Genomic DNA, 7,615 nt, shown 5'->3' on the forward strand with positions numbered 1-7,615 from the left:
GATCACCGACGACTATCGCCACCTCACTGGCGAATCGCCCACCCGCTTGGATGCCTGGCTGCCGGCGAATCTGCACCGGCTGGCCACCACGCACTGACGCAAGAAACGAGAACCCCGGCATGGCGCCGGGGTTCTCTGCTTCGACACACGCCGACGGTCAGGCCGGTTTGGCTGCCTTCTGTTTCGCGATCCACTGGTCAACACGACGCTCCAGCAGGGTCAGCGGCAACGCGCCTCCGCCCAGCACGGTGTCGTGAAATCCCTTGATGTCGAACTTGTCGCCGAGTTCGGTTTCCGCTTTCTTGCGGAGTTCCTGGATCTTGATCATGCCGATCTTGTAGGCCGTGGCCTGCCCCGGCATGATCAGGTAGCGCTTCACCTCCGACTCGATCGCCGCACGCGGTACCGCGCTGTTGGCATCGAAGTATTCGACGGCCTGCTGCTCCGTCCAGCCCTTCGCATGCAGGCCGGTATCCACCACCAGGCGGATCGCACGCCACATCTCGGAACTCAGGCGACCGAACTCGGAGTACGGGTCCTGGTACGTGCCCGGCATTTCCTTCGCAAGCCATTCCGAATACAGGCCCCACCCCTCGGCGTATGCGGTCACGCCGTACTGCGTACGGAATTTCGGCACGCCGGTCAGTTCCTGCGCGATGGCGATCTGCATGTGGTGGCCCGGCAGGCCCTCGTGGTACGCGATGACCTCCAGCTCGGGCTTCGGCATGGCGTTCATGTCGGAGAGATGCGCGTAATACACGCCCGGACGGGAGCCATCCGGAGTTCCTGGGTAGTAATGCTGTGCGGCGCCGTCCTGCTCGCGGAAAGGTTCCACGCGCTTCACCACCAGGTCCGCCTTCGGCAGCAGGCCGAAGTACTGCGGCAACACCTTCTTGATGTTGTCGATGGCGCGGGTGGCATCGTCGATGTAGGCCTGGCGGCCGGCATCGGTATTCGGATACTTGAACTGCTTGTCGCTGTCGATGAAGGCGAAGAAGGCGTCCAGGTCGCCCTTGAAGCCGACCTTGTCCTTCAGTGCCGTCATCTCGCCCTTGATGCGCTCGACTTCCTTCAGGCCGAGCGCATGGATCTCGTCGGCGGTCATGCCGGTGGTGGTCATCTGCCGCAGCTGGTACTCGTAGTACGCCTTGCCGTTCTTGTGCGTGCTACCCACGCCGGTGGCGTTGACGGCCGCCTTCGGCAGTTCCTCTTCGCTCCACGCGATCACGCCGTCATAGGCCGGCTTGAACTGCTCCAGCAGCGCCTTGCGCGCTTCGTCCTTCAGGGCGGTCGCACGCGCCGCATCGATCTTGCCGGCCTTGACCAGCGCATCGGCCTTGGCCTGCGCATCGGCCCAGATCGCCGAATCCTTGCCGGCCGAGAATGGCGCGCCGGTCACCACCTTCTTCGCCTGGTCGATCACGCCCTCGTAGGCGAACTTCGGCGGGCGCACGCCTTCGGCTGCCGATGCGCGTGCGCGCTCCAGCAACTGGTCGAAGGCGCGCTGGGTGGCCTTCAGGCGGGCGATGTAAGCCGTGTAGTCGGCCTCTTCATCGACCTTGTGGAAGCTGATCAGGAAGGTCGGCCAGAAGCCCTGGGCACCGTTCATCTGGTCGAATGCGTAGCCGTCCAGCAGGAACGGCAGGCCGTCGCGCGCGTTCTCGTACTGCAGCTTCCACAGGTCGTAGGAGAACTTCGCCTCGTCGTCGAGCTTGGCGTAGTCGAAGGTCTTCTCCATTTCCTCGACGCTGGCCTGTTGCCACGCGACCTGGTCGCGCGTCGCTTTCTCCGACATGTCGTCGACCTGGTCGTACAGGTCCTTGCGACCCTGGAACGTCAGCTGGATGGGGCTGAACTTCAGTTGTTCCTCGTACTTCTTGTCGAACCACTCGTTCAGCCGCTTGCTTTCGGCTGCGACATCGGCGGCGGACGCCGCCGGGGTCGCCGCATCCGCAGTGGTTCCGGCGGCCGGAACAGGGCCCTTGTCGCAGGCAGCCAGGGCCAGCGTGAGGGCACAGACGATCAGGGTTTTGCGCATCGGGGTCTCCAGGAGGAAAACGGGGGACAGACCCCCGCATCAGGCCACTTTAGCGGAGCGTCGGCCCCGGGTCCCATGACCAAAGGCGGGGGTCGTCCGTGCACGCGTCCCGTAACGAAGAACGCCGCCTCGCGGCGGCGTTTCCGTACCGGACTGGCCCGGGCCTTAGCGCAGCCCGGTCTCGTTGCGCGCGATCACCAAGCGCTGGATCTCCGAGGTGCCCTCGTAGATYTCGGTGATCTTGGCATCGCGGAAGTATCGCTCGATCGGCATTTCCTTCGAATACCCCATGCCGCCGTGGATCTGCAGCGCCTGGTGGGTGATCCACATGGCGGCTTCGGAAGCGGTGAGCTTGGCGATGGCCGCTTCGTTGCTGAAGCGCTGGCCCTGCCCCTTCACCCATGCGGCACGCAGCGTCAGCAGGGTGGCGGCGTCCAGCTTGCACTTCATGTCGGCGATCTTGGCCTGGGTCATCTGGAACGTGCCGATCGGCGCGCCGAATGCCTTGCGTTCCTTGACGTAGGCGATGGTGGCTTCGTACGCAGCACGCGCGATGCCGATCGCCTGGCTGGCGATCCCGATGCGACCGGCATCCAGCACGCCCATGGCGATCTTGAAGCCCTCGCCTTCCTTGCCCAGCACGGTATCCGCGGTCGCCAGGTAATCGGTGAATTCGATCTCGCACGTCGCCGAGGCACGGATACCCAGCTTCGGCTCGGTCTTGCCGCGATGGAACCCGGCCTTCTCCGTGTCGATCATGAACGCGGTGATGCCGCGCGCGCCTTTGTCGGGTTCGCTCATCGCGAACAGTACGATGTACTTGGCGACGGGGCCGGAGGTGATCCAGCTCTTCTTGCCATTGATGACGAAGCTGCCATCCGCCTGCTTGACGGCACGGCAGCGCATCGCGGTGGCGTCGGAGCCGGACTGCGGTTCGGTCAGCGCGAACGCGCCGATCTCCCGGCCTTCGGCAATAGCCCGCACGTAGGTCTGCTTCTGCTCTTCCGTGCCGAAGGTCAGGATGCCGTTGCAGAACAGCGAATTGTTCACCGACACGATGGTGGAGTGCGCGGCGTCGGCTGCCGCGATTTCGATCATGGCCAGCACGTAGGCGATGGGATCCATGCCGGCGCCGCCGTATTCCGCCGGCACTTCGATGCCCATCAGGCCGTTCTCGCCCAGCAGGCGGATTTTGTCCAGCGGGAACTCGCCGGTCCGGTCGTGGTGCTCGGCGCTTGGGCCGATCTTTTCCTGGGCGATCCGGCGCGCGACGTCCTGGATCATCAACTGCTCTTCGGTGAATGCGAAATCCACGGGTACCCCTCGACCAAAGTTAGATACCAATTGTAACCCGCCACCATCCGTCGGCGTATGCCATGGGTTGACCGCGGGCGGCGCCGAACTTCAGAATATCTCTATATCGCGATAGGAAGATATTCATGGATCTGGAAGCCTGGTCGGCCCGGCTGAAAGTATTCGCCGACGCCACGCGCGTGCGCCTGCTGGCATTGCTGTCCCGCGAGGAGTTGACCGTAGCCGAGCTGTCGGCGATCACCCAGTTGGCCCAGCCACGCGTATCCACGCATCTGGCAAAGCTGAAGGAAGCCGGCCTGGCGCGCGACCGCCGCGCCGGGGTATCGGCGTACTACCGCTTCGACGAAGACAACCTGGACACCGTCCAACGCGAACTCTGGCGCAGCCTGCGCGATGGCAGCGACGACCCCTTGCTGCGCCAGGATGCCGAGCGCATCGCGGCCGTTCTGGCCAACCGCGCCGCGGACCAGAACTGGGCCGACAGCGTGGCCGGCGACATGGAACGCCACTACTCGCCCGGACGTACCTGGGAAGCGCTGGCCCGCACCGCCCTGCCCCTGCTGGAAACCGGCGACGTGCTCGACATCGCGTCCGGCGATGGCGTGCTGGCCGAACTGCTCTCGCCGCATGCCAAGCGCTACGTCYGCATCGATACCAGCAGCCGCGTCGTGGCGGCGGCCGGGGAGCGCCTGCGCCGCTTCCCGAACGTGGAGGTCCGTGAGGGCGACATGCATGCGCTGCCGTTCAAGGACGGCAGCTTCGATCTGGTCGTGCTGATGCATGCGCTCACCTACTCGGCCAAACCGGCGCAGGCCGTCGCCGAAGCGGCCCGCGTGCTGCGTCGGGGCGGCCGCCTGCTGCTCAGCAGCCTTGGCAAGCATGAACACAAGTCGGTCGTCGACGCCTACGGCCACGTCAACCTCGGCTTCTCGGAGAAGGAACTCCGCAAGTTCGCCGAGAAGGCGGGGCTGGAGATCGCCAACGCCGAAACCGTCACCCGCGAACGCCGTCCACCCCATTTCGAAGTGTTGTCGCTGACCGCGCAGAAGCCATGAAGACCCTCCCCTGGTTACACCCCGCCCGCGCCGCGCTGCTGCTCAAGGCCCTCGAAGAACGCATCCTGATCATCGACGGCGCCATGGGCACGATGATCCAGCGCCACGGCCTGCAGGAAGCCGACTATAGAGGCCAGCGGTTCGCCGACGGCTGCGATGCCGCCCACCCGCACCCACACGGCCCCGGCTGCGACCACGACCTCAAGGGCAACAACGACCTGCTGCTCCTCACCAAGCCCGACGTGATCGCTGGCGTGCACACCGCGTATCTGGACGCCGGCGCCGACCTGATCGAAACCAATACCTTCAACGCCACCGCGATCAGCCAGGCCGATTACCGCCTGGAACACCTGGTGTACGAGTTGAACAAGGCCGGGGCCCACGTCGCACGCCAGTGCTGCGACGCCATCGAAGCAACCACGCCCGCCAAACCGCGCTTCGTGATCGGCGTGCTCGGCCCGACCAGCCGTACCGCCTCGATCAGTCCCGACGTCAACGATCCGGGGTACCGCAACACCAGTTTCGATGAACTGCGCACGACCTATCGCGAGGCCATCGAAGGCCTGATCGATGGCGGTGCGGACACGCTGATGGTGGAAACCATCTTCGATACGCTCAACGCCAAGGCGGCGCTGTTTGCGATCGAGGAAGTCTTCGACGCGCGCGGCGGCCGGCTGCCGGTGATGATCTCCGGCACCATCACCGACGCGTCCGGCCGCACGTTGTCCGGACAGACCGCTGAAGCGTTCTACGCGTCCGTCGCACACAGCCGACCGCTGTCGGTCGGACTGAATTGCGCGCTGGGCGCTCGTGACCTGCGAGAACATGTCGAAACGCTGGCCACCGTGGCCGATGCGTATGTCAGCGCGCACCCCAACGCGGGTCTCCCCAACGCGTTCGGCGAATACGATGAGACGCCCGAGGAGATGGCCGCAACGCTGAAGGAGTTCGCCGAAGCCGGCCTGCTCAACCTGGTGGGCGGTTGCTGCGGCACCACGCCGCCGCATATCCGCGCCATCGCCGACGCCGTCGCCGGCATTCCTCCGCGCCGGTTGCCTGTCCATGCCGTGGAGCAGGCCGCGTGAGCGTCCCCGTCCGCTACACCCGCCTGTCCGGGCTGGAGCCGCTGGTCATCACGCCCGACCTGCTGTTCGTCAACGTCGGCGAGCGCACCAACGTCACCGGCRGCGCGCAGTTCCGCAAGCTGATCAAGGAAGAACGCTACGAAGAAGCCGTCGAGGTCGCACGCCAGCAGGTTGCCAACGGCGCGCAGATCCTCGACGTGAACATGGACGAGGGCCTGATCGATTCCGAGAAGGCGATGGATCGCTTCCTCAACCTGATCGCCTCGGAACCCGACATCGCACGCATCCCGGTGATGGTGGACTCGTCCAAGTGGAGCGTGATCGAGGCCGGCCTGAAGTGCCTGCAGGGCAAGGGCGTGGTCAACTCGATCTCGCTGAAGGAGGGCGAGGACGCCTTCATCGACCACGCCCGCAAGGTCCTTCGCTACGGCGCGGCTGCCGTGGTCATGGCCTTCGACGAGACGGGCCAGGCGGACACCTGCGCGCGCAAGGTCGAGATCTGCACCCGCGCCTACCGCATCCTGACCGAAGAGGTGGGTTTCCCGCCGGAAGACATCATCTTCGATCCGAACATCTTCGCCGTCGCCACCGGCATCGAAGAGCACGACAACTACGCGGTGGACTTCATCGAAGCCACCCGGATCATCAAGCGGACGCTGCCGCACTGCCATGTCTCCGGTGGTGTCTCGAACGTGTCATTCTCGTTCCGCGGCAACGAGCCCGTGCGTGCCGCGATCCATTCCGTCTTCCTGTATCACGCCATCCAGGCCGGCATGGACATGGGCATCGTCAACGCTGGCGGCCTGCCGGTCTACGACGAGCTCGACGCCGACCTGCGCGAGCGCGTGGAGGACGTGATCCTCAACCGCCGCAAGGACGCGACCGAACGGCTGCTGGAGATCGCCGACCGCTACAAGGGCAAGAAAGGCGAGGCGCCGGTCGAGAACCTGGCCTGGCGCGAGAAGCCGGTGCGCGAGCGCCTTGCGCATGCGCTGGTGCATGGCATCGATGCCTACGTCGACGAGGATACCGAGGAAGCACGCCGCCAGGCGTCACGACCGCTGGACGTCATCGAGGGGCCGCTGATGGACGGCATGAACGTGGTCGGCGACCTGTTCGGCGCCGGCAAGATGTTCCTGCCGCAGGTGGTGAAATCCGCCCGCGTCATGAAGAAGGCCGTGGCCTACCTGCTGCCATTCATCGAAGCGGAGAAGCTGCGCACCGGCGATGTCGGCAAATCCAACGGCAAGATCGTCATGGCCACCGTCAAGGGCGACGTGCACGACATCGGCAAGAACATCGTCGGCGTGGTGCTCGCCTGCAACAACTTCGATGTGGTGGACCTGGGTGTGATGGTGCCCACGCAGAAGATCCTGGACACAGCACGCGCCGAGAATGCCGATTTGATCGGCTTGTCGGGCCTGATCACACCGTCGCTGGAGGAAATGACCCATGTGGCGCGCGAGATGCAGCGGCAGGGCTTCGAGATGCCGCTGCTGATCGGCGGCGCGACCACGTCGCGCGCGCACACGGCGTTGAAGATCGATCCCCACTACAGAGCGCCGACCGTGTGGGTCAAGGACGCATCGCGTGCCGTGGGTGTCGCGCAGTCGCTGATCTCGCGCGACATGCGTGCAGCCTTCGTCGCTGCCAACGACGCCGACTACGCCGAGATTCGCGAGCGCCACAAGAACCGCGGGGATGCCAAACGGTTGGTCTCGCTGGAGAAGGCCCGCGGACAGAAGTTCGATGGCGGCTGGGCCGACTATGTGCCACCCGCGCCGCGCCAGCCGGGGCTGCATGTGTTCGAGGACTATCCGCTCGGCGAGCTGGTCGACTGCATCGACTGGACACCGTTCTTCAACGCGTGGGAGCTGTTCGGCAAGTACCCGGCAATCCTGACCGACGAGGTGGTCGGCCCGCAGGCCAGTGAGCTGTACCGGGATGCTCGCGCGATGCTGGCGAGGATCGTGGACGCGAAGTGGCTGACGGCCAGGGCGGTGTTCGGGCTGTGGCCTGCGAACAGCGTCGGCGACGACGTGGAACTGCAGGTCGACGGCAGGACCGAGCGCCTGCACTTCCTGCGCCAGCAGGTCGACAAACCGGCCGAGCGACCGGATTTC

General features: G+C 65.3%; 5 protein-coding genes. 3 read left to right on the plus strand and 2 right to left on the minus strand.

Features of this window, described 5'->3' with window-relative positions; translation table 11 throughout:
* Window positions 1-157 precede the first annotated feature (157 nt).
* Together AC04L7_RS08675 and AC04L7_RS08680 are read right to left on the minus strand one after the other, a co-directional pair.
* A complete protein-coding gene (locus AC04L7_RS08675) occupies window positions 158-2,038 on the minus strand; it encodes a DUF885 domain-containing protein (RefSeq protein ID WP_435998250.1) in 1,881 nt (626 codons plus the stop codon).
* A 165-nt stretch (window positions 2,039-2,203) separates the two neighbouring features.
* On the minus strand, window positions 2,204-3,352 hold the full coding sequence (locus AC04L7_RS08680; RefSeq protein WP_475512837.1) for an acyl-CoA dehydrogenase family protein: 1,149 nt from the start codon (window positions 3,350-3,352) through the stop codon (window positions 2,204-2,206).
* Between the two features lie 125 nt (window positions 3,353-3,477).
* Here AC04L7_RS08680 and AC04L7_RS08685 point away from each other — a divergent pair, with 125 nt between their 5' ends.
* The 3 genes from AC04L7_RS08685 to metH form a co-directional block, all read left to right on the plus strand.
* Window positions 3,478-4,407, plus strand: coding sequence for an ArsR/SmtB family transcription factor (locus AC04L7_RS08685; RefSeq protein ID WP_475512838.1), 930 nt, complete (start codon window positions 3,478-3,480; stop codon window positions 4,405-4,407).
* Entirely contained in the window at window positions 4,404-5,492 is a 1,089-nt protein-coding gene (locus AC04L7_RS08690) for a homocysteine S-methyltransferase family protein (RefSeq protein ID WP_435998246.1), read from the plus strand. Before AC04L7_RS08685 ends, AC04L7_RS08690 begins: the two co-directional genes overlap by 4 nt.
* The coding region (gene metH / locus AC04L7_RS08695) for a methionine synthase (protein WP_475512839.1) at window positions 5,489-7,615 on the plus strand (2,127 nt) is incomplete at its 3' end. The genes AC04L7_RS08690 and metH, both read left to right, overlap by 4 nt.

The organism is Pseudoxanthomonas sp. LjRoot204_2 (genome assembly GCF_056175765.1).